The sequence below is a fragment of the Pedobacter chinensis genome (assembly GCF_003339865.1).
Classification (GTDB): Bacteria; Bacteroidota; Bacteroidia; order Sphingobacteriales; family Sphingobacteriaceae; genus Pedobacter; species Pedobacter chinensis.
Genome location: NZ_QPKV01000004.1, coordinates 199,355 through 222,041, shown reverse-complemented (window position 1 = coordinate 222,041; position 22,687 = coordinate 199,355). Strand labels below are relative to the sequence as shown.

Annotated in this window: 16 protein-coding genes; 8 read left to right on the top strand and 8 right to left on the bottom strand. The window is 37.3% G+C overall.

Annotated elements, in window-relative coordinates:
* The first annotated feature begins 102 nt into the window (after nt 1-102).
* Entirely contained in the window at nt 103-4,446 is a 4,344-nt protein-coding gene (locus DU508_RS11255) for a PAS domain S-box protein (protein ID WP_115402915.1), read from the top strand.
* A 79-nt stretch (nt 4,447-4,525) separates the two neighbouring features.
* On the opposite strand, the gene DU508_RS11250 is transcribed toward DU508_RS11255, so the two are convergent.
* Nucleotides 4,526-5,320 carry an SDR family oxidoreductase gene (locus DU508_RS11250; RefSeq protein WP_115402914.1) on the bottom strand — a complete coding sequence of 265 codons (795 nt, stop codon included), beginning with the start codon at nt 5,318-5,320 and terminating at the stop codon, nt 4,526-4,528.
* A gap of 83 nt (nt 5,321-5,403) precedes the next feature.
* On the opposite strand from DU508_RS11250, the gene DU508_RS11245 reads away from it, so the two are divergent.
* The 3 genes from DU508_RS11245 (at nt 5,404) to DU508_RS11235 (ending at nt 7,812) form a co-directional block, all read left to right on the top strand.
* A complete protein-coding gene (locus DU508_RS11245; protein ID WP_115402913.1) occupies nt 5,404-5,757 on the top strand; it encodes a winged helix-turn-helix transcriptional regulator in 354 nt (117 codons plus the stop codon).
* Nucleotides 5,758-5,982: 225 nt separating this feature from the next.
* Nucleotides 5,983-6,879, top strand: a complete 897-nt coding sequence (locus DU508_RS11240) for an SDR family oxidoreductase (RefSeq protein WP_233509498.1) — start codon at nt 5,983-5,985, stop codon at nt 6,877-6,879.
* A gap of 12 nt (nt 6,880-6,891) precedes the next feature.
* A complete protein-coding gene (locus tag DU508_RS11235; RefSeq protein WP_115402912.1) occupies nt 6,892-7,812 on the top strand; it encodes a helix-turn-helix domain-containing protein in 921 nt (306 codons plus the stop codon).
* Between the two features lie 295 nt (nt 7,813-8,107).
* Here DU508_RS11235 and DU508_RS11230 read toward each other — a convergent pair whose 3' ends face one another.
* The 6 genes from DU508_RS11230 to DU508_RS23820 all read right to left on the bottom strand — a co-directional run bounded on the left by DU508_RS11230 (nt 8,108) and on the right by DU508_RS23820 (nt 12,917).
* Nucleotides 8,108-8,392 carry a putative HlyD family type I secretion protein gene (locus DU508_RS11230; RefSeq protein WP_115402911.1) on the bottom strand — a complete coding sequence of 95 codons (285 nt, stop codon included), beginning with the start codon at nt 8,390-8,392 and terminating at the stop codon, nt 8,108-8,110.
* 137 nt (nt 8,393-8,529) lie between these two features.
* On the bottom strand, nt 8,530-9,294 hold the full coding sequence (locus DU508_RS11225; protein WP_147273616.1) for a hypothetical protein: 765 nt from the start codon (nt 9,292-9,294) through the stop codon (nt 8,530-8,532).
* A gap of 388 nt (nt 9,295-9,682) precedes the next feature.
* The gene (locus DU508_RS11220) at nt 9,683-10,936 is read right to left on the bottom strand and encodes a TlpA family protein disulfide reductase (protein WP_158542159.1); all 1,254 of its coding nucleotides are present in this window, start codon (nt 10,934-10,936) and stop codon (nt 9,683-9,685) included.
* 154 nt (nt 10,937-11,090) lie between these two features.
* Entirely contained in the window at nt 11,091-11,345 is a 255-nt protein-coding gene (locus DU508_RS11215; protein WP_115402908.1) for a hypothetical protein, read from the bottom strand.
* 139 nt (nt 11,346-11,484) lie between these two features.
* On the bottom strand, nt 11,485-12,660 hold the full coding sequence (locus DU508_RS11210) for a TlpA family protein disulfide reductase (protein WP_115402907.1): 1,176 nt from the start codon (nt 12,658-12,660) through the stop codon (nt 11,485-11,487).
* A gap of 107 nt (nt 12,661-12,767) precedes the next feature.
* A complete protein-coding gene (locus tag DU508_RS23820; protein ID WP_158542158.1) occupies nt 12,768-12,917 on the bottom strand; it encodes a hypothetical protein in 150 nt (49 codons plus the stop codon).
* 513 nt (nt 12,918-13,430) lie between these two features.
* On the opposite strand from DU508_RS23820, the gene DU508_RS11200 reads away from it, so the two are divergent.
* The 4 genes from DU508_RS11200 to DU508_RS11185 all read left to right on the top strand — a co-directional run bounded on the left by DU508_RS11200 (nt 13,431) and on the right by DU508_RS11185 (nt 19,230).
* A complete protein-coding gene (locus DU508_RS11200) occupies nt 13,431-14,147 on the top strand; it encodes a LytR/AlgR family response regulator transcription factor (protein ID WP_115402905.1) in 717 nt (238 codons plus the stop codon).
* Between the two features lie 240 nt (nt 14,148-14,387).
* On the top strand, nt 14,388-15,491 hold the full coding sequence (locus tag DU508_RS11195) for a sensor histidine kinase (RefSeq protein ID WP_115402904.1): 1,104 nt from the start codon (nt 14,388-14,390) through the stop codon (nt 15,489-15,491).
* Nucleotides 15,492-15,641: 150 nt separating this feature from the next.
* On the top strand, nt 15,642-18,044 hold the full coding sequence (locus DU508_RS11190; RefSeq protein WP_115402903.1) for a TonB-dependent receptor: 2,403 nt from the start codon (nt 15,642-15,644) through the stop codon (nt 18,042-18,044).
* Nucleotides 18,045-18,228: 184 nt separating this feature from the next.
* Nucleotides 18,229-19,230, top strand: coding sequence for an FAD:protein FMN transferase (locus tag DU508_RS11185; RefSeq protein ID WP_199562695.1), 1,002 nt, complete (start codon nt 18,229-18,231; stop codon nt 19,228-19,230).
* Nucleotides 19,231-20,477: 1,247 nt separating this feature from the next.
* Here the strand turns inward: DU508_RS11185 and DU508_RS11180 are convergent.
* A complete protein-coding gene (locus DU508_RS11180) occupies nt 20,478-22,667 on the bottom strand; it encodes a PepSY domain-containing protein (protein WP_115402901.1) in 2,190 nt (729 codons plus the stop codon).
* Nucleotides 22,668-22,687: the final 20 nt, after the last annotated feature.

Here is a 22,687-nt window from a genome sequence, read left to right as displayed (position 1 = left end):
AACATAAGTATTTATAGAATCTTTGAAAATGGTTGCTTCGGAACACAGAAGATTCTTGTAATATACAGGCTTATATTTGCTAACTGTTCAAAATAGATTGAAATGCAAGAAAATGAATCAGCTCATCTGGGGGCACTTTATAGCTATGAAATCATAGACTCTGATCAGGAGCGTGATTTTGATAGACTCACAGAAATCGCTTCCTTAATTTGTGAGTGCAAAATATCACTGATTTCCTTTGTAGACGAGAACAAAATCTGGTATAAATCGGCTAAAGGGCTTGATATAGAACAATTGCCAAAAAAATCTACATTATGTGATTATGCCACTCGAACCAAGGAGATTTTCATAGTGGAAGATACCCTGGCAGACGAACGTTTTAAGAATGACCCTTTGGTAGTAAGCGGAGTAGCAGCCAGATTTTACGCCGGTTACCCTTTAATAGATTCCAATGGATTTACTTTAGGAACCTTATGCGTATTGGATAGAACACCAAAAAAACTAACCCCAGTACAGCAAAAACTTCTTTCGTTAGTAGCTGAAGAAGTCATTTCAATCATTATAGACCGTAGAAAAAAGCACGAATACAAAAACTTCAGTTTACTGATCAATAACTCAGAAGACCTTATCTGTATTTTAGGCGAAGATTGGAGCTTCAAGATGGTAAACCCATGTTTCACTAAACGATTGGGATGGAGTAAGAAAGAGCTAAAGCGCAAAACCATCTTTGATATTGTTCCAAGTGAAGGGCTGGAAGAAGCAAAAACGGTATGGGATAATCTGAAAAACAGCCTGCTGGATGAGAATCCTGTTCATCAAATATCCATAAAGGGAGGTGGATATAGAATGATTGAGTGGACCGCTACAACTGAAAAAACGGATGGAAACATGTTTGCAATCGGAAGGGATGTTACGGCTGATCTTGAGAAAAACCAGGCGCTAAAGGTAAGCGAGCAGAAGTTAAAAGCATTTTTCGAAAGTTCACAAGGATTGATGTGCACGCATGATATTCATGGAAACTTAATCTCCCTGAATCCGGCGGGAGCAAAAACACTCGGCTACTCCAAGTCGGAATTGCTTGATAAAAGCCTTTTTGACATTGTTCCGGCAGAAAGGCATGAAAACTTGCGCCAATATCTCATTGATATATTAGAGAATGGTTACTCTAAAGGCCATATGATTACCAGACACAAATCCGGAGAGAAAAGGTTATGGCTATACTCAAACATATTGCAGTGGGATCTCGACGGCGATCCTTACATTGTTGGCAATGCAGTAGATATCACAGATCAGAAAAAATTAGAAAATGATCTTATCCACACCAAGAATTTGTTAGAGGAAACCAGCAGCCTATCAAAAATAGGTGGATGGGAGCTTAATTTATTTGATCAGAAACTGTTCTGGTCTAGAGTTACCCGTGAAATCTACGGTGTTCCAGAAGGATTTATTCCTACGAAAGAAAATGCAGTCGAGTTTTACAAACCCGGAGAAAGCAGAGAAAAGATTGTGCAGGCAATGGAGGATTGCCTTAATACTGGTAAGGATTGGGATCTGGAACTCGAGATCACGGATTTTAACGGAAGGGATATCTGGGTACGAACTAAAGGAAATGCAGAATTGGCAAAAAACACACCAACTCGTGTTTATGGTACCATTCAGAATATTGATGAGCAAAAACGTGCACAATTAGAGGTTATAGAATCCAAAAAACTACTGGATGATGTGCTTTCAGCAGCTACGGGAGTGAGCATTATTGCCACCGATTTAGAAGGAATAATAACCGTGTTCAACAAGGGCTCTGAGCAGCTACTTGGATATGCTGCCGAAGAAATAATCGGGAAGCACAGCCCGGTAATATTTCACGATCAAAAGGAAGTTACAGAACTTTGCAATGATTTCAATTCTGCTGATGGCTTAGAAGTTTCGGGATTTGGTTTTTACAAACAATGTGCAGATCGCCCTGAAAAAGAAAGAATATTTACCTTTATCACTAAATTTGGCAAACGGGTAAGGGTATCGTTATCCATCACTTCAATAAGAGATAGCAAGGGTGAGATAATTGGCTATCTGGGAATCTCGATCGACATCACCCAAAAGGAAACAATTGAAAAAGAACTTGCCATAGAAAAAGCATTACTGATTGCTTTCATCGAAAACGCACCAGCATCTGTAGCAATGATAGATAAAGACATGCGTTTTCTGATGGCAAGCAGAACCTGGATAAAAGATTATACACAGATAAAGGGGAGCATTAAGGGATTATCATATTACGATGTTTTCCCAAATTTATCTGAAGAACGGAAAGCTGTTCACAAAGCGGTATTAAAAGGGCAGGTTGTTAAAAAAGATGAAGATGTATATGTTGATGTAAATACCAAAACCACTCATCATATTGCATGGGAAATGAGACCATGGTATAGACCAGATAATTCCATAGGTGGCATGATGATCTTTACACACAATATTTCAGCGAGTGTTAAGCATCGTGAAGAGTTAACTGTGGCCAGATTACGGGCCGATCTCGCCAACTCAGCGAAGTCTGAATTTCTTGCAAATATGAGCCATGAAATCAGAACACCATTAAATGGTGTTATTGGCTTCACTGATCTTGTATTAAAAACACAGCTGAATAATACACAACAGCAATATCTGAAAATCGTAAATCAGTCTGCCAATGCACTGTTAAACATTATAAACGATATTTTGGATTTCTCAAAAATTGAGGCTGGTAAATTTGAGCTTGACATAGAAAGGTGTGATCTTTATGAGATTGCCTGGCAGGCTAGTGACATTACCAACTATCAAATTCAGACAAAGAACTTAGAAATGTTGTTAAATGTCCCTCCGGATCTTCCAAGATTTATATGGACTGACGCCCTCCGGTTAAAACAGGTATTGATTAATCTTTTAGGAAACGCAGCGAAATTTACAGCTAAGGGAGAGATAGAACTTAAAATACAAGCCCTAAAAAAAAGTAAAAACCACCACTTACTCCGATTCAGTGTTCGCGATACCGGTATCGGAATTGCTAAAGGAGTGCAGGCTAAAATTTTTGATGCATTTGCTCAGGAGGATTCTTCAACCACAAAAAAATATGGTGGAACAGGATTAGGCCTGGCGATATCGAACAAACTATTAAAGATGATGGATAGCCGCCTCCACCTGGAAAGTTCTTTAGGTGAGGGAAGCGTTTTTTACTTTGACTTAAATCTGCGCTCTGAACAAGGTGACCCTATAGAATGGATAGGAATAGAAATCATAAATAAAGTTCTGATTGTAGACGATAATGACAATAACAGGAAAATATTAGGTGATATGCTTTCACTAAAAAACATTCAGTCTGACCATGCCAGAAATGGGTTTGAAGCACTCCAGTTTTTAGCGGAAGGGCGGACGTACGACGCTATATTAATGGATTACCACATGCAGTACATGGATGGTCTGGAAACCGCAGCAAAAATTAGAGAAAATTTTATGGCTGGCGATGAAAAGCTTCCCGTAATCCTTTTACATAGCTCATCAGATGATGGAAAAATTATCAAGGCCTGCCATGAGCTTGAGATTGATAACCGGTTGCTCAAACCCATCAAAATGAACGAGCTTTACCTTGCTTTGACCAGAATAAAAACCAAGGATACATTTTCCAGTCCACCTCAACCACTTTCACAGACAATTTCAAGCGATCAGCGGGAGTTCAGATTTTTGATTGTTGAAGATAACGAAGTAAATAGATTCCTAACCCGTTCGTTTATCGAGAAAATCTTGCCACAAAGTGTAATACTGGAAGCAGAAAACGGCGTTATAGGGGTTGAAATATTCCAAAAGGAATCTTTTGACGCCATTTTCATGGATATACAGATGCCAGAAATGAATGGATATGAATGCTCTACTAAAATCAGATCAATCGAAAAAGGGAAAAGAACTCCGATTATCGCTTTGACCGCGGCGAATGTAATGGGGGAAAGAGAGAAAAGCATTGCTGCAGGCATGGATGATTTTATTACCAAACCAGTTTTGGAAGAGAATATCGAGGCCATATTAAACAAGTGGTTATTTAAGTCTGAAAAGCCGGAATTACCTAAACAGGCTATCGCAGATGACCAAAATCCGAATCATTTTAATAGTGAAAAACTAGAATCCTATTTTGAAAAAAACCCAGTAAAACTGAAGAAAATTATTGGCATTACTGTTAATCAACTTAACCAGGCCCTTAGTCAATTAAATAAAAAAATACAGCCTAAGGATTCTCAGATGGTGGTTTATTTATCACATAAGTTGTATGGCATGTCTGCGTCTGCCGGTCTTATAAATTTGGCAGAGATTTGTAGAAGAATACAGGAAACTGATGCTTCAGACCATATTGCATTCAAAAAAGGGGCTGAAGAATTGCGAAGGGAAATAAAAATTCTCATTCCAATATTGGAAAAACATGTTCAAGGAAAATGATTTTCTATGGCATAACATAGAATTGGAAGTTAACAAAACATATTTTTACTGATGAACAAAGATCAGTTATAGAAAAATATCAGGATTTTTGTATGGTCAAATAGGTTTTAGTGATTTCTTTTCTAAATTCCTCTGCACCTATTTCCAGACGTCTTGCATATGTTGTTTTTGCACTTTCACCGGCAAGATAACGAAGCTGATCTTTACCATCGGTAGCAGCATCGTAGATAATTTCTGCAACCTGTTCTGCTGTATTAGTAAATTTAAATCCCCCTAACATTTTTTGCATCGCATCGTCATACACCGGATGAGATACCAATTCAGAAGAACGGGTAAGAAAATCGGACTGGGTTCCACTCGGCGAAATTGTTTTAACACCAATATTAAAAGGTGCCAGCTCAATAGATAAACTTTCGCTCCAGCCTTCCAGTGCCCATTTCGTAGCATGATATACGTGGCTAAAAGGATATGCTACTAATCCTGCTATGGATGTAACATTGACGAATAAACCGTTTTTCTTCTCTCTGAAATACGGAATAAATGCCTGTGTAACACGCATTGTTCCCAAAAGATTAGTGTTGATCTGACTTGTAATTTGTTCATCACTGAAAGCCTCCATTGCACCAAACAATGCATATCCTGCATTATTCAAGACGACATCTATATTAATCAATGAAATCGCACTTTCAACAGTTAACTTTATTTGCTCAGGGTCAGTAACATCCAATGGTAAAATGGTTAGATTACTAAGCAGCGATAGTTCCTTTTCCGGGCTACGCATCGTGGCAATTACATGCCAACCGCGAGAATGAAATAATTTTGCGGCTGACTTCCCTATGCCTGATGAAGCGCCTGTTATGAAAATCGTTTTCATATAAACAATGTTTAGTGTTACACTGCAAACATAAAACGAAAAAAGTATATTTTTGATACTTGTATACAAAAGGATACTTAATTATGGCTACAAACGAAAAAAGATTCAAGGAAAAAATACAAGCTGTACAGGATACGATGTTCGTGCTTGGAGGCAAATGGAAATTGGCAATTGTTCTTTCTATTTATGAAGGCAATAAACGGTTTAATGATATTGCAATGGCGATTCCTAATATTACAAACAGGGTATTATCTAAAGAACTGAAGCATCTGGAGGAAAATTTACTGGTTAGCAGAACAATAGTGAGTGATTCCCCTGTCAAAATTGAGTATGATGTAACAGACTATTGCTATAGCATTGGCCAAATTATAAAGCCCATGGAACAATGGGGAAAAAATCATAAAAAGAAGCTAATAAATGAAATGAGAACATCATAACCTGATCAACTGAAATGCCATGATCTTTTATGTCAGGAACCTTAACATTCATTAGGTCAAAAAAAAAGAATGATTCCGATTTTGGCTAAATCAAAGCCTGATTCGGTTAAATATTATTAGTTATCGTTAGTGACCTTTGCATGGTTCGTCAGTGGTACAATGGTAGAATTCCCAAAAGGATCAAATCAATTACCAGATGGAAGTGTTGACATCTAAATATTATAAATGATGAGAATTTTTGTTACAGGAGCCACCGGATTTGTAGGCTCCGCAGTGGTGGAAGAGTTGATCCGCGCAGGACACCAGGTGGTTGGCCTTGCCAGAAATGAGCAGGCAAAAAAAACACTTCAGTCTTTAGGCGCAGAAGTACATGATGGTGACCTTGAGGATTTAAAAAGTTTAACAGCAGGAGCAAGATCTGCAGATGCCGTTATCCATACAGGATTCATCCATGATTTTTCAAGATTCAAGGAGGTTTGTGAAATTGATCGCAAGGCCATTGAAGCATTGGGAAATGCACTGGCCGGCACCAATCGCCCCTTGATCGTCACTTCAGGAACGCTTGTAGTGGGCTCCAGACAGGTGGTAACGGAGAATATCTTTCCAGATTATGAACATTCCCTGAACCCAAGGGCGGCATCAGAGCAGGCAGTTGACAGACTTGCTGAAAAGGGAATCAATGTATCGGTCGTACGCCTTTCACCCTCAGTACATGGTAATGGCGATCGCCACGGCTTTATTCCCATGCTGATAGATCTGGCCAAAAAGAGTGGGGTATCTGCCTATGTAGACCAGGGAGAGAACAGATGGACGGCCGTACACCGCCTGGACGCAGCCGTACTATTCCAGCTCGCACTTCAAAACACCATTCCCGGAATGCGTTTCCATGGTGTGGCAGAGGAATCCATTACACTAAAGTCTATAGCGGAAGCGATCGGATCAAAGCTTGGATTGCCCGTGGTTTCCAAATCAGGTAAAGAAGCATCTGAGCACTTTACCTGGTTCGAACACTTCGCAGGCATTGATGGTCCTGCCTCGGCTGCCAGTACCAGAGCGCAATTGAACTGGCATCCAAGTCATCCAACCCTGATGCAGGATTTGCAGGGAAATGTATATTTTTGATATCTTACCTCAATGGAGAGTTTACATAGATATCATTTTAAAACTATTTCAGAATACCACAAACTGGCTGGTCTGCCCAAACCAGGGCACCCGCTGGTTAGCGTGGTGAATATGCAAGACGTCAAAATGCCCATGGCCAATGGTCAGGTAAGCATGATCTACGACTTCTATTCCATCGCGCTGAAAAGAGTGCCCGATGCCAGGATCAGGTATGGTCAGCAGATCAGCGATTTTGATGATGGTGTGCTCTTCTTCATGGCTCCCGGTCAGGTATTCACAGTAGAAATTGCTGAGAACAGGGAACACCGGCCTACGGGATGGATGATCCTCTTTCATGCCGATTTACTGTGGGGAACACACCTGGCGAAGACGATAAAACAATACGACTTCTTTGACTACTCCCTATATGAAGCACTTCACGTATCGGATGCAGAGGAAAATACGCTCAATGCCATCACTACACAGCTTAAAATTGAAGCAAATACCAATATTGATGGTTTTACCCAGCAGATAATCATTGCACAACTCGAATTGTTACTCAGTTATTCAGAGCGATTTTATCAGCGGCAGTTCATTACCAGAAAGGTGGTCAGCCACGAGATCTTAAATCGATTGGAAGATCTGATTGGCCAATATTTTCAGAATGGCGATCTGGCAAATAAAGGTCTGCCTACCGTAAACTATATCGCAGAAAAGCTAAATATTTCCGCAGGCTACCTTACCGGCATGCTCAAATCGCTCATTGGGCAGAGCACTCAACAGTACCTCCACGGAAAGCTTATAGCGCTGGCAAAGGAAAAACTCTCTACAACCAGTCTATCGGTCAGCGAGATCTCTTATGAGCTTGGCTTTGAACATCTGCAGTCCTTTAGCAGATTGTTTAAGAGCAAGACAAGTCTTTCTCCAAAGGAGTTCAGGGAGTCTTTCAATTAATTAAGCATTTCCAAAAGGAGCGGCGAACCTGGTTTGATCTTTATCAAGTTTATCCATCCTCTTTAATTAACTTTCCCGCCTTCATTTGAGTGAGATAACATGGAGTAAAAGCTTTATACACACTTACTATTATGTAATTTTATGACTGTCAAAAAAGGCTAAACGAAATAAGTTTTCCAATGTAATGACTTTTTGACACCAATTAAGTATCAACATTCTGAACACCTAAGCAGCAAGCTAATATTCCTTTCCGAATGTCATCGCTTCCAACAGTAAATACATCTGGCGCAGAAGTTTACCTTATATTTATCACTTTAATTATATTTCTAAAAAACCTTTGTAAAAGGGAACTTTCTTCAGTAATGATCTCTGCATCTGCTTGCATTCCATTTTTCAACACGACTTTCCTGCCCGGATCCTTATTCTCAAAATGTTCAAAACCAACCTTGGCCACAAACACACTGTCGCGATAGGCCACATCAGATATATAAGTCAACCGACCCGTAATCATTCCATATTGCTCATAAGGATAACTTCTTAATTTTACCAAAGTACGTTCGCCAACATGTATCTTGCCCATGTTGTATTGTGGTATCTGAATTTCTCCAAAAAAACTGGTGTTTCCCGGATTGACTACAAAAACCTACAGTGTTAATGAGCACATATCATTTTTAGTTTTCTCCCCAGCGCTTCCTCTTATTAAGAAATCTTAACATATTAATCTGTTATTATTTTTTGCCACAATTCTTTGCCTTCTTCAGAATTTTTCAACTGTTCAGATAGCACTTTATAGAAATATTTAACATTCAAATTAGATACACCTCCAAATGGCAATTTTTTCTTATTGACGACAACCAACGCCTTGAGCAATTTCAACGATATTGGCGAATCTGTGTGCTGCTCAAAAAACTCCTCATATTTATTTGCTTTAATGGCCAGGTTCATGTGATCAATATCCCTATTAAAAGCTCCGCCATTAACAGCCGCTTCCCGTATGTTAGTTATAATAATGATCTCCAAATCCTCGATGGCGATTGACGTTGAACTATAAATGCCCATTTTCCGTTCTTCAAATACCTCTGCATACGTTCTTAGAGAATCTTTACCCAGAAATTTACCCGGTATTATTACTGCGTTATTTATGGAAGTAGTTATTCGAATTTCCATATCTTCCAGGGCAATTCGTCTACTATCTATATTATTGTTTTTTAATTTAGCAGAAAAATATTCAAATGTTTTTAAAGAATCAGATGCCAAAATAATATTAGCTAACTCTAGTTCTTTATTTCTCTTAACATTGAATGAAAATTCATCTGAAATGATAGGACTTACAGTCAAACTTTTATTTTCCAAATTGACTAAATAAACAAACTTCATTTCGCTTGTATTATCAGTCTTTCCAATTATTGTACAATCTGAAACTTGCGCATGCAGGCTTCGGATTGATAAAAAGAGTATTATTAAAATCCCATTTATTTTCATTACGTCATTTGTTCATAGGCATCCCAACACATGCCTTGACCTACCTCGCTTAGAACCGCATCAGCATCAGCATTTCCTGTGGATGGTAAATTGTCCACTTGATTTAAACAATAGTTTAAAGTAGTTCTTTGTCCATCACGCCACCTATGATTTGTTTCATCTCAGCCTTGCTGAGTAAGCTTACTTGTTTCATTTTTTTAAGTTTAACTTTGTTTATTCAAAAATTTGTTGTCCTTCGCAAGGTTAAATAAGCGATACCGATGTACGTCGGTACTCGTTCTAGGGGCTTTTCGTTTGTAATCGTGAGCCCCTTTTTGTACAAAATTCAATGAAGTATTTTTAATACAAAAACAATTCTTCAGTCCCTTTACTTAGCTGTTTCAACAAACTAATTGACATACTTCAATATTTTCTCATCAAAACTTTTATCCGAAGGTTTTACAAAATCATCATTGATCAACATTCCCTTTTGATCAAAAAGCATATACTTAGGTATGATCACAATTCCATAATAATTGCTAATGGCTTTATTCGATTTCTCTATAACTCTATATTGATCTCCTGTAATTTTTAACCGTGCCGAAAGATTTTTCCATTCCATACTCTTAACATCCTTATCAAGGGCAATACTTATAAAAACAATGTTCTTATTTAAGAATTTCTTTTTTGTGATTTCAAGGTAGAGCATTTCTTCTATACAGGGGATACACCAAGTAGCCCAGAAATCGAACATAATTATTTTCCCCTTATGTTTCTTAAAAACATCATCCAATGTTACCACAGCGTTATTGATGGTAAACAATTTAATAATCGATCTATCAAATGTTTTTTGATTAGGTATTATAGCTTTTGCATATTCTTGATCCTGAAAATTGGAATCGGGCAAGTTATTCTTGAACAGCTCATAACTTTTTAAATACAAGGCCGAACTTTTCTCAGGAAAATTATGCAATAAATTAAAGGCAATACCACATTTATATCTTTTCTCAGTGTTTAATTTTATAATTTCTATTAATGATGTATATATATTATCAGTAACCTTGTTTTTTATTTGTGAATAATGAATCAGAGAATAAATCGCCGAAGCTAAGGCCGGGCTGTTGGTTTCTGTTTTCTGTAGTAAAAGTTTTTCTAGTTTTTTAGTTAGACTATCTATATATGTTGTATGATCAGTATAATTTAATCTCGTTAACCTTTCAATATAAAAATTATTTACTATCTCTTTCCATAAGGACACAGTATGCCCGTCAATCTTTTCAAGCAGCTGGAGTGAGTCGATAATCTGAAAATTTCGATAAAGTATATGCTCATTGCCGTCATACAGGTCAGCAAAATTACCATTCTTATTATTGCTGAACATAGAGTTATCAATATCCAAAAAATTGCTAACAAACAGGTAGGGCTTATGATCTAAATCTATTAGCTCAAAATTTTCTAATTTAAGGTTCAGTACAGTGCCCTTTTCAGCATAGAACATATAAAAATACGCTTTATCTTTTGCCAAATCCATAAGGCTGTACCTAAATTCCAATATCTTATCAGCAACAATTTTCCTGCTGATCACGGTATCGTATTGTGAGGTGTTTTTAAACACTAAAACATTCTCAACCAGATAATCATCAAAATATCTTAACCTCATCATATTTTTTGGGTTGAGGTGTACGTTAATAACAATCTCGGGCACCATATTTTTAGCTTCCGCCAAGAAGCTCCATAACAATAAAAAGTATGTTAAATATTTCTTCATCTGTATTTTCAAAAACCAGCCTAAATATTAGGCTGGTTGAATATGACAATTAAACTCCAAAACCATCATGTGCACAGTCGTAACGGCATGATGCCACTTGTCCGCTAGTTATCCAGCCTACACATAAGTTGTTTGCCCAACTGCTACCATTATCTGTTGGCGCTACATAATCGCCAGTTCCTACTTGTCCATTGGCATAAGTTACGCTAATCACACATAAGTCTCCACCACTACCATCTGGGTTTACCAACCCTCCCATTACATTTTTCATCTCAGCCTTGCTGAGTAAGCTTACTTGTTTCATTTTTTTTAAGTTTAACTTTGTTTATTCAAAATTTTGTTGTCCTTTCACGCAAGGTCAACTTAAGCGATACCGATGTACGTCGGTCATCCCTCTTCTCTACAAAACCTTATAAAGACAAGAGGTTGGGTATAAAAAGTTCCTATTTAGAAAATAGTTCCTGAAGCTTTTCTGTTAATTCATTACTTCGTAAGTTTGTGCCAACAATTACTCCTTTAATATCCACTAAATAATTAGTGGGTATACTTACAATTTTTAATTCCTTGGCAAGACCACTTATATCTCCTCCATTGAAAAGGTTAGTAAACCGTTTCATATCATCATCTTTAATGGCTTTAATCCATTTTTCTTTATCTTTTTGATCGTCTATTGAAATCGTAATGATGCTAAAACCTTGCTTTTTAAAACGTTCATACATTTTTATTAAATTGGGTGTTTCATTGCGGCATGGTACACACCATGTGGCCCAAAAATCAATAAGCGTATATTTACTTAAAGCAGCAACAGATTCAACTTGTTGTTCCTTATCATTCTTTAATTTGAAAACCGGCATTACCATACCTTTAGTGTAAGAAGGATTATCCATTGCTTCCTCTGCTTTGATTTTATCTTCTAGGTCCTTTTTCAATCCCATGCCATATTTACTGTTTTTTAGTCTTTCGGTAAATCCTTCAAAAATATCACTTACCACATCTCCACGAATTTGCTGTTCATATATTACCGGCGCAAAATTAGATAGTGCAACCTCAGAATCTGGATTTTCCTGACAGAGTTTAATCATGTTATACACCGTATTTAAAAAAAGTTGTTTTGCGCTCCTTACCTTAAGTTCTTCTTTTTCTTCACTGGATTTTGTATAGGAATCGATAACCTGATAAATGCTGTCTCTTTTATTCCTGTAAACAGCATAATTTTTCATAAACTTGTTCTGGAGTTCATTTTCATTGCTACCGGAAATCGTAAAAATCTTTTGATCACCATCATATATGATATCTATCTTCTTAGCCAATATGGCTGTACAATGATAGTGTTGTCTGTTTGAAAGTTTCCTTGGGTTTATTGGTTCTTCTTCATTACTCAATAGTATTATTATTAATGGGATCTGACCAAACTTTGAATAATTGACGTGTTTTCCATTAATGGAGAAACCGTAATTTATAATATTTGCTTTAGCAATGATTTTATAATCATTATCAAAACAATACGCATATTTAAAGCTTTGTTTACCTTTTATAAAACCTTCGACCATGAAACTTCTTTCCTCGCCTTTGGTAAAAAAGGCGAGAATCAGTAAAATACCTGTAAAAATTATCTTCATAAATATTTATATTTATCAGTAAGGCGGTCAGTATTAACCGCCTTTTTTTAGAGTTAGCAATTGCCGCTCATACTACAACAGGTATCAATTTTGTCATCATTAGCTTTTTAATCATGAGCTCTTGAATCCCAGCCGGCCATACATACATTATATCGGCAATTGGTCAGTTCATTACCTGTTTGTCCTTGACAAACATCAGCCACACCTCCTGTAATTTTTTTCATCTCAGCTCTGCTGAGTAAATTACCTTGTTTCATCTTTTTAAGTTTAACTTTGTTTATTCAAAATTTTGTTGTCTTTTCACACAAAGTCAATTTAAGCGATACCGATGTACGTCGGTACTCGTTTTGGGTGCTTTTCGTTTGCAAGTGTGATCCCTCTTCTCTACAAAACCTTATAAAGACAAGAGGCTGTGTATAAAAAGTTCCTATTTGGAAAATAGTTCCTGAAGCTAATGCTATATTTATCGTTTTGCTATTTACCTTAACTTTCAGTGCTTTGAGTAATTTTAATAACCACTTGATTTGCATTGGGCCTGCCATTCAAAAAAGACTTCATCATAAAGCGTTTTGTTGTAATCAATTAAATTTATTGATTAATTAAACTCAATGGAAAAAAAAAGCACCAATAGGGATATTATCAGCTTAAATATGCCTATTATATACCTGATTGTTTTTTTTGAGTAAATCGGATTAAAAACATTTTTAGCATAACACACAATTTCTTAAATTACCAAACTAAACACTAACCTCTAAACTTTAACCTCTTATATGTTTAAACTCAAATGTGCTATTGTTGATGATGAAAACTTTGCAATCGAATTACTTGCTGAAAAAATGGCCATTTTACCTGATTTACAACTGGTTAAAACCTTTACGTCACCGTTAAAAGCGCTTGCTGAAATTTCAGAAGCAGATGATATCGATATTTTATTCTTAGATATTGATATGCCTGAACTTACGGGAATAGATTTAGCGGGAAAATTACAGCCGAGGGTTAAATATATTATTTTCATTACCGCATTTGCAAAATATGCATTGGATGCCTTTGGTGTTAAGGCATATGACTACTTGTTAAAGCCTATTGAAAAGTTACGGTTTATAGATACCATACAAAGTATTATTGAAAAAGAGCAAAAAAAAATTAAGTCGAGAACCACCGATTTGATTTTTGTAAAAAGCAATTTGAAAGGTAAATACAACATGGTTAAACGAAGTGAAATTATATTGATTTATATCGATGGACATAAGCTTTTCTTAATCACTCATACCGAAAAGTTTGAGACAACTGAGACATTGAAAAACATACAGGAAAGGCTCGCTCATGACTCCCGGTTTTTGAGGGTACATCAAGCAAATATTATTAATATTGAAAAGATAATCAATATTGAGGGCAACACTATAGAAATGATAAATAGTTATAAAGTACCCGTTAGTGAACGCTATAAACCTGAATTGATGAGGTTGGTTACCAAAGATTTCAAATAGCCCTGGCAAATTAAACCAGAGCTTTGAAAGCGTTATTAAAATGTTTGAATAATAGAGGTGGTAATCGTTGTATTATTTGTAGTTGGATCTGTTGTCTCATTCTGTTTTAAGTGGCTTCTATTTGACTTAAAAACAAATACTGTCTTTTTAGTAAGTTTGGTTAAAGATTTCATAGTTTTTTTGGAAACCTATTAACCTTGTTTAAAAAAAACGACTGGGACGATTAACAACTTACAAACGATGATTGTCAACGCGAAAAAATACGTATATTCTATCTCACGCACGGTTAAGGCTCATTGTTTGGGTTGGCTATTGTTCATTTTATATGACGCAGTATTAGCTGGTGTGATTAAGGGATATTTTGGAACCTTACCAAATTATCTAATCCATTATTCTGTTAATATTACTTTATTCTATTTAACTGCAAATACAATTCTACCCATTGCATTTAAATATCCAGGACAAACTTTCTGGAAACTACCCCTATTAATTTGTTCTACACTTGCGATTTATATAGGTTTCGTTTTTTGTATTGACAGTTTATTAGTTAAATACACTAGTGTACTATCTCAAAAGCAATTGCAGTTTGATAAACTTTTTGTTATTTCTTATGCATGGCGGGGTGCATATTTTATAATTTTCAGTACTGGCTATTACTTTTTTATTCAATATGTTAAAGAACGTGATCAAAAAGAAATTGCCTTGCGGCAACAAAATGAAATGGCCATAGAGCGTGAAATTAATGAGAAAAAACTGGCTCAAGCCAGAAATGCTTTTCTTCTAGCCCAAATAAACCCACATTTTCTTTTCAATACACTTAACTATATATATTATACCACAAAAAGTAATGCCAGTGATGGTGCTGATTCCATTCTATTATTATCAAAAATAATGCGCTATACCGCTGATATTGAAAATGCCAATGACATTGTCGATCTGGAAAAAGAAATAGATTATATTGAAGCATTAATTCAAATCTACCGTTTACGGTTGAAAGAAGGCCTGCAGGTACAGTTTAATTATACCAATGAGGTAAAACATTTAAAAAGTATCCCTTTGCTATTGATAACGATTGTTGAAAATGCTTTTAAACATGCACATATCACAGATCATAATAATCCCGCAATTATAGAAGTTGGTATAGATAAAGAGAACAATTTAGTTGTGATCAGCAAAAACAAGGGCAAAGCGCTACAAGTACCTGCAGGATTAAATTCGGGCCTTTTAAATCTTAGTGATCGTCTGGAATTTGTTTATAATGGAAAAGCATTATTAAATTACCACACAGATCAGGCAGGTTGTTTCAATTTAAAATTATCAGTTCCGAAAATATATCTTATCTGATTTAGAACACTAGATAGATTGATGTTATTTTTTTAAGAGAGTCTAAATATCTTTAACGTTAACAATCCTTATTTAGAATAATTAAAAATAATTTTCTAATCTCATTTTAATTTCTTTCTTTTGCCCCAACTAAGAATTAATCTAAATAAGATGTATAGAAAATTTACCCAGATTTTTAATTTGGCTATGCTTTTCCTTGTCCTAACGGGATCGGCATACGCACAATCGAAAAATGGATCGGTATCCGGATCCATACAAACCAGCGATGGAAATCCCGCTGCATTTGTGAGTGTTGGCCTTAAAAACACAACAAAAACGACACAGAGTGATGAAAAAGGAAACTTTTTGATTAAAAATGTTTCTCCTGGAAATTATGTGTTAAGGGTTTCAGCAATCGGTGTATCATCACAGGAAAAAGAGATTTCTGTAACTGCAGGAGAAACTGCCAGTGTTTCTTTTTCTATTGCAGAGTCTTCTTCTCAACTTGATGAAGTGGCCATTAATGGTTATAAAACGCCAAATACTAAACCTGTAAATCTTGGTAAAATTGCTATTGCACCAAGAGATCTTCCGCAAGCCGTTCAAATTATCGGCACACAAGTAATTACCGATCAACAAGCGAATAGCCTTGGTGATGTAATGAAAAATGTGAACGGTGTGGCTTTAGGTGCTAACCGTGGTGGCGTTGGAGAGAACTTCTACTCAAGAGGTTATAGCCTGGGTTCAAACAATATTTTTAAAAACGGTGCCAGAACGTCAATTGGTGGTAGTCCGGAAGCGAGTACTTTAGAATCTGTTGAGGTTTTGAAAGGTAGTGCTGCATTACTTTATGGTGGTGTTACTGGTGGTGCTGTAGTGAATATGGTTACTAAAAAACCAAAATTTGAATATGGCGGAGAAGTATTGATGAGAACCGGAAGCTATAGCCAGTATAAACCTACTGTTGATCTTTATGGTCCGATCTCAAAAAAACTGGCTTTCAGGGCAATTGGAACTTATGAGAATTCTGGCAGCTTTAGAGACTTTGTTAAATCGAAACGTTTCTACGTTAATCCATCGTTACTATATAAAATAAGCGATCAAACAGAGGTTTTGGTTCAGGGAGATTATTTAAAAAGTGACTACACACCTGATTTCGGTGTGGGCTCTGTAAATAACCAGATTGTTGACTATGGACGTGAAAAGTTCATTAACACCCCATGGGCATATAATAAAACCAATACGGCAACTGCACAAGCCAATGTTACTCACAAATTCAATGAAAACTGGAAGTTAAATATATTGGGATCTTTCCAGGCATATAACCGTAACTACTATGGTTCTGAGCGTATTCAGGCAAATGCTTCTGGTATTGCCTCGCGAAACCTGGCCAGAGCGATCAGTCAGGAATACACGTACAACCAACAAATCAATATTAATGGCAGCTTTAACACCGGACGTATTAAACACACATTGTTGGTTGGGCTTGATGCAGATCAATCAAGGGTAACCAGCAATTCTTTTGCATATGGTAAAACCGCTGCCGGAGCAAATATTACCGCTTTCAATTATGGCAATGTAAACCTTTTCGATCCTTCAACTTATTACGGTTCCGGCATTATGCCTGAAGCATTCGCTATTACCCAAACGCTTGCTCCAATCTACAGGTACGGTGCTTTTGTTCAGGATTTAGTGGAGATTACAGATCAATTTAAAGTTTTGGCAGGTCTACGTTATACTGATCAAAAAAATGCAAGCTCAAGAGCACTAAACTTAGAAACAGGTGTAACAACCCCTGGCGCCACCAAGTTTGATGATGCCTTTTCTCCGAAAGTGGGTTTGATTTATCAACCATTGAAAACCACATCAATGTATGTGAGTTACGCTAATAACTTTATTCCCAATTCAGGCATCGATGTGAACAGCAATGCGCTCCCTCCTTCAATGGTGGATCAGTATGAAGCTGGTGTTAAAAATGATTTCTTCGGTGGTAAACTAACCGCAAACTTAACCTACTATAAAATCATAAACAGTAATATTTCACAGTTTGCCATAATGCCAGATGGTTCTACCAGCTCAATATTTAGAGAGCTTAACGGAGAGACCACCAGTGATGGTTTTGAAGCAGACATCACCGGAAACCTGGCAAAAGGATTAAACTTCTTAATGGGTTACAGCTACAACTATATGCGTTACACCAACACTGCTGATGTAACAGGGATAATTGAGGATGTTCGTTTAGTGGGCACGACTAAAAATACTGCAAACGCAACTTTATTTTATACTTTTCAAAACGGTGCGGTTAAAGGTTTAAAACTTGGTGCTTCTGCTTTTTATACCGGAAAACGCAATGGCGGATGGAATGATGCTAAAAATGCAACAACATTAAGATTAATCCCTTTAAGTGCATTTACCACGCTAGATTTTTCTGCAGGATATACCTGGAAAAAATTCTCACTACTTGCTAAAGTTTCAAACATCACTAATGAATTGAACTATTTCGTTCACGAAAATTATAGTGTAAACCCAATCCCTCCCCGTCAGTTTTTGACAACGCTTTCTTATAAATTTTAATTAAAGCACTATTTTTCAAAGCCCCCAGATAAATTAATTTTATTGGGGGCTTTTTGCTGCAAAACGTATTTGTAGTACGATTTAAGAAAGATTGAAATTATGGTTACATGATGACGGATTGCCTGGTCTTAATCTGCAATAGCTTTCTTAAATTTGAACCAATCAACACTTTAAATCCATTCTCTTGAAAATCAAACTAATTGTCATTCTCCTATTATCTTTCCATGCTTGTTTTGCTCAGGTTTTAAGAAAACGAACCACCCTTTTAATGGGAAGTAAATTCGAAATTACCATTGTTGCTAAAGATGTTCAAACTGCAGTACAAAATATTGATACCGTTATTGCTGAAATCAGCAGAATTGAATTCCTGATATCGGATTGGAAACCTGAAACCCAGATTTCGGAAGTAAACAGAAATGCCGGCATTAAACCTGTGAAAGTTGATAAAGAAGTATTTGACCTGACCAAAAGAGCACTTCATTTATCAAAAATCACTGGTGACGCATTTGATATCAGCTTCGCCGCCATGGACAGGATCTGGAAATTTGATGGCTCCATGACGGAGATGCCCACTGCTGAATCCATCAAAAAATCAGTGGAGAAAGTGGGTTATCAAAACATCATTTTAGATAGTTTGAACTCTACTATTTTCCTCAAATTAAAGGGTATGAAAATTGGTTTTGGTGCCCTCGGAGAAGGTTATGCTGCTGACCGGTGCCGGAATATGATGCTGGCCAAAGGAATTAAGGCTGGAATCGTCAACGGGTCTGGCGACATGAGCACCTGGGGTAAACCTCCCAAAGGTAAAAACTGGACTATTGGCATCACTAATCCATTTCAAAAGGATAGTCTTTTCGCTATCGTACCTTTACGAAACAGTGCCGTGGTAACTTCTGGTAATTATGAAAAATTTGTGGTTTTTAACGGGAAAAGGTATTCGCACATTATTAATCCGGTAACCGGATATCCGGCAACGGGTTTAACCAGTGTCACTGTTTTTGGTCCGGATGCCGAAATGGCGAATGGCTTTAGTACTTCCATAATGGTTTTAGGTAAAGAGGCAGGACTTAAATTCATTAATTTGTTTCCTGCATTTAGCTGCATTATGTTTGCTGATGATGGACAGGTTTATCGGTCGGATAATATTAGTGAGAAAATGGTAAAGAAGTGGAAACGGAATTTGTAGAATTGGATGATCTTAAAACACTCGTCATTGCGAACTGAAGCAGGGGTTTGTGAGGTGGTGTGAAGCAATCTTTCCAATACCGAACATTTGCCAAAGAAAATAGATTGCTTCGTCGTTCCTCCTCGCAATGACGTTGCGGGAGATGAACCACCTCAGACATCTGAGAACACCTTAGCTATCTAATCTGTATTTCTATATGGCAAAGAGCCCCTCGTGATGACGATTTTAATATGATCAGACTTACGAAGTTTCCCTAACCGCACCCAACGAAACTTCGTAAGTCAGCACCAACCTTTTGAAACGCTCGTCATTGCGAACTGAAGCAGGGGTCTGTGAGGTGGTGTGAAGCAATCTTTCCAATACCGAACATTTGCCAAAGAAAATAGATTGCTTCGTCATTCCTCCTCGCAATGACGTTGCGGGAGATGAACCACCTCAGACATCTGAGAACACCTTAGCTATCTAAACCTTGGCTATCTAATTTGTATTTCTATATGGCAAAGAGCCCCTCGTGATGATGATTTTAATATGATCAGACTGACGAAGTTTCCCCAACCGCACCCAACGAAACTTCGTAAGTCAGCACCAACCTTTTGAAACGCTCGTCATTGCGAACTGAAGAAAGGATATGTGAGGTGGCGTGAAGCAATCTTTCCAATACTGAACGTTATGCTACAGCAAAATAGATTGCAACGTCATCCCTCCTCGTAATTGACGTTGCGGGAGATGAACCACTGAGGCATTTAAGAATACCTTAGCTATCTGATCTGTATTTCTATATGGCAAAGAGACCCTCGTGATGATGATTTTAATATGATCAGACTGACGAAGTTTCCCTAACCGCACCCAACGAAACTTCGTAAGTCAGCACCAACCTTTTGAAACGCTCGTCATTGCGAACTGAAGAAAGGATATGTGAGGTGGCGTGAAGCAATCTTTCCAATACTGAACATTTGCCAAAGAAAATAGATTGCTTCGTCGTTCCTCCTCGTAATTGACGATCAGACTGACGAAGTTTCCCTAACCACAAACCCAACGAAACTTCGTAAGTCAGCACTAACCTTTTGAAATGCTCGTCATTGCGAACTGAAGAAAGGATATGTGAGGTGGCGTGAAGCAATCTTTCCAATACTGAACGTATGCTGCAGCAAAATAGATTGCAACGTCGTTTCTCCTCGCATGACGTTGCGGAGATGATCCACCGAAACGACAGGCTATTTCTCATTAAATAAATATCGAGCTCAGGGTTAATAACAATCCATCAAAATCTGTCCTCTTGATTGATAATAGCTGATACTTTTTTGCTGAGATCGCAGGCATAAATCATCCAGCAATTCTATCACATCTTTTTGCATGCCTAACGAACCACACAGCATGATTACTCCACCACTTTTCAATGTTTCGCACACCAAAGGCTCATCCTTCAATAAAAGATCTTTAACGTATTGCTTTTCTCCCTCTCTTGAATAAGCCACGTTCAGTTTGGTTAATTTATTGGTTTCTGTATTAATGGCATTTTGATAAAGTGAAAAAGAATCCTGGTTTCTAAAACCACAATACAGATAAATGTTTTTTCCTCCGCTATGCTCACTGATCATCCCTAAAAATGGTGCAATACCTGTTCCATTCGATACCATGATTACTGTTTTTGCTTTGGCAGGAAAGTGGAAATGTTCATTACGAACAATGGATGCGTTAACAGATTGACCAGCTTCCAGATGGTGTAAAAAGCTGGAACCTAACCCACCCTGATGAAGTTTAACACTTAATTGCACCTCTTTGCCCATCTTACCTATAGAATATAAACGCTCTCTATGATCATTTGCCGGATATACTGCAAGCAGGTCTCCTGAGGTAAATCTTTTTCTTTTTTTAGGTCTTAAACGAATGATGAATGAAGTTTCCGCATGAGCGGATACAGTTTTAGACACGACCTCAAATTGCTGTGTTTTAACGGGCTTCGTTTCTAAAAGCTTGGTAAGCAGCGTTAACTCAATATTTGAATTTTGTGCCCACAAAGTTGCCCAACGGGTAAATTCTTCAGGCGAACGATCGTTTACTGTATGTATTTCGAGCAATGGTTTTGCCCAATCCTCGTGTGACAGGGCATTATTGACCTCATAGCCAAACTTACAAAAGTCTGGATAGGCATGTGAACCGAAAGCCAATACGGCAAAATCAACGGTATTTGGTTGTTTGTATTTTTTTAACAGGGATTTAAATTTTGAGGCATTGGTTGGGGCATCGCCCTGACCATAAGTTGCTGCAAACACCATTAGCTGTTTTGCTTTTGGAAACACCTGATAGCTGTTCATTTCGGCCATGAAAGCTGTTTTTCCATTTTTCAAGAGTTGCTCATAAACGGCATTTGCGAAACGGAAAGTTGTTCCATTTTCAGAACCTACCAAAATAATGAACTCTGCCTGATCGGATTTGTATTTGTTTTTGATGCGGCCGGATCTCCGTTTCCACATGATCACAAAGCCGGAGTAAATAAAAAACAGGATGTTTGCTGAGGCAATGGCCAAAACAATTGCCCAAATCGCGCTCCCCCTTCCCGTGTGCAAATCCATACTTAAGTGATTAAACAAAGTTGCTTTGGAGTAAGTTTGTTCGGTCAGTATATCTCCGGTAATTTGATTTACAGTGATTTCTTTATCATCCAGCTTGAGTGTATAATAATCTTCCACATCTTCAGAGAAAGGGAATTCTATGGCCTGAAGATTATTTAATGAGATCCTTTTGAAAACTTCAAAATCAGCTGTCTTTTTTTCGGGAGAAGTTTTCAGGCCGTCAAAATCTACCTTGTGTGTGATTTTTTGCTCCGCAATGATACCAAATCTTTGTAGTGACAGATATGTTCCACTCAGCGAAATAATGATGATCGGAATCAGCATCAGTCTTCCTAAAACCACATGATAATATTGAGCAAAACCATCCTTTACTATTTTGCCGAAAAACTTTTTTAAACTACGCTGGCGTTGAATAATAAGCACCGTACCTGAAGTGGCAATCAGAAATAAAAGAAAAGCAGTAAGGCCAACAAAAAACCGTCCCGTTTCATGAAGAAAAAGCGAACGGTGCAAAGTAGTTGTCCAACGAAAAAACTCGTTTTCCTTAGCCACCTTTCCCAATGATTTTCCTGTTTTAGGATCGACATAAAAATGACCGGAGTGATCATTCAAATCAGTGCCATTTACTATTACAAACTGATTCGCATCAATGCTAACATCGCTGATATCAATGTAAGCTTTTTTAAGATTAGGGATGAGATTTGCTACAGTAAGCGTGTTGAAATCTTTCGATTTGTAGGGCTGTGTTTTTTCAGTTACCGGTTTAAAGGAAAGGATTATCCCTGTAAGCGAAGCAAGAGTGATAAAAATAAAAGAGGATACAGCCAGCGCAAGATGGCTGTATCTCCATATTGAAATTGTCATTAAATAACGTGAGTTATGAA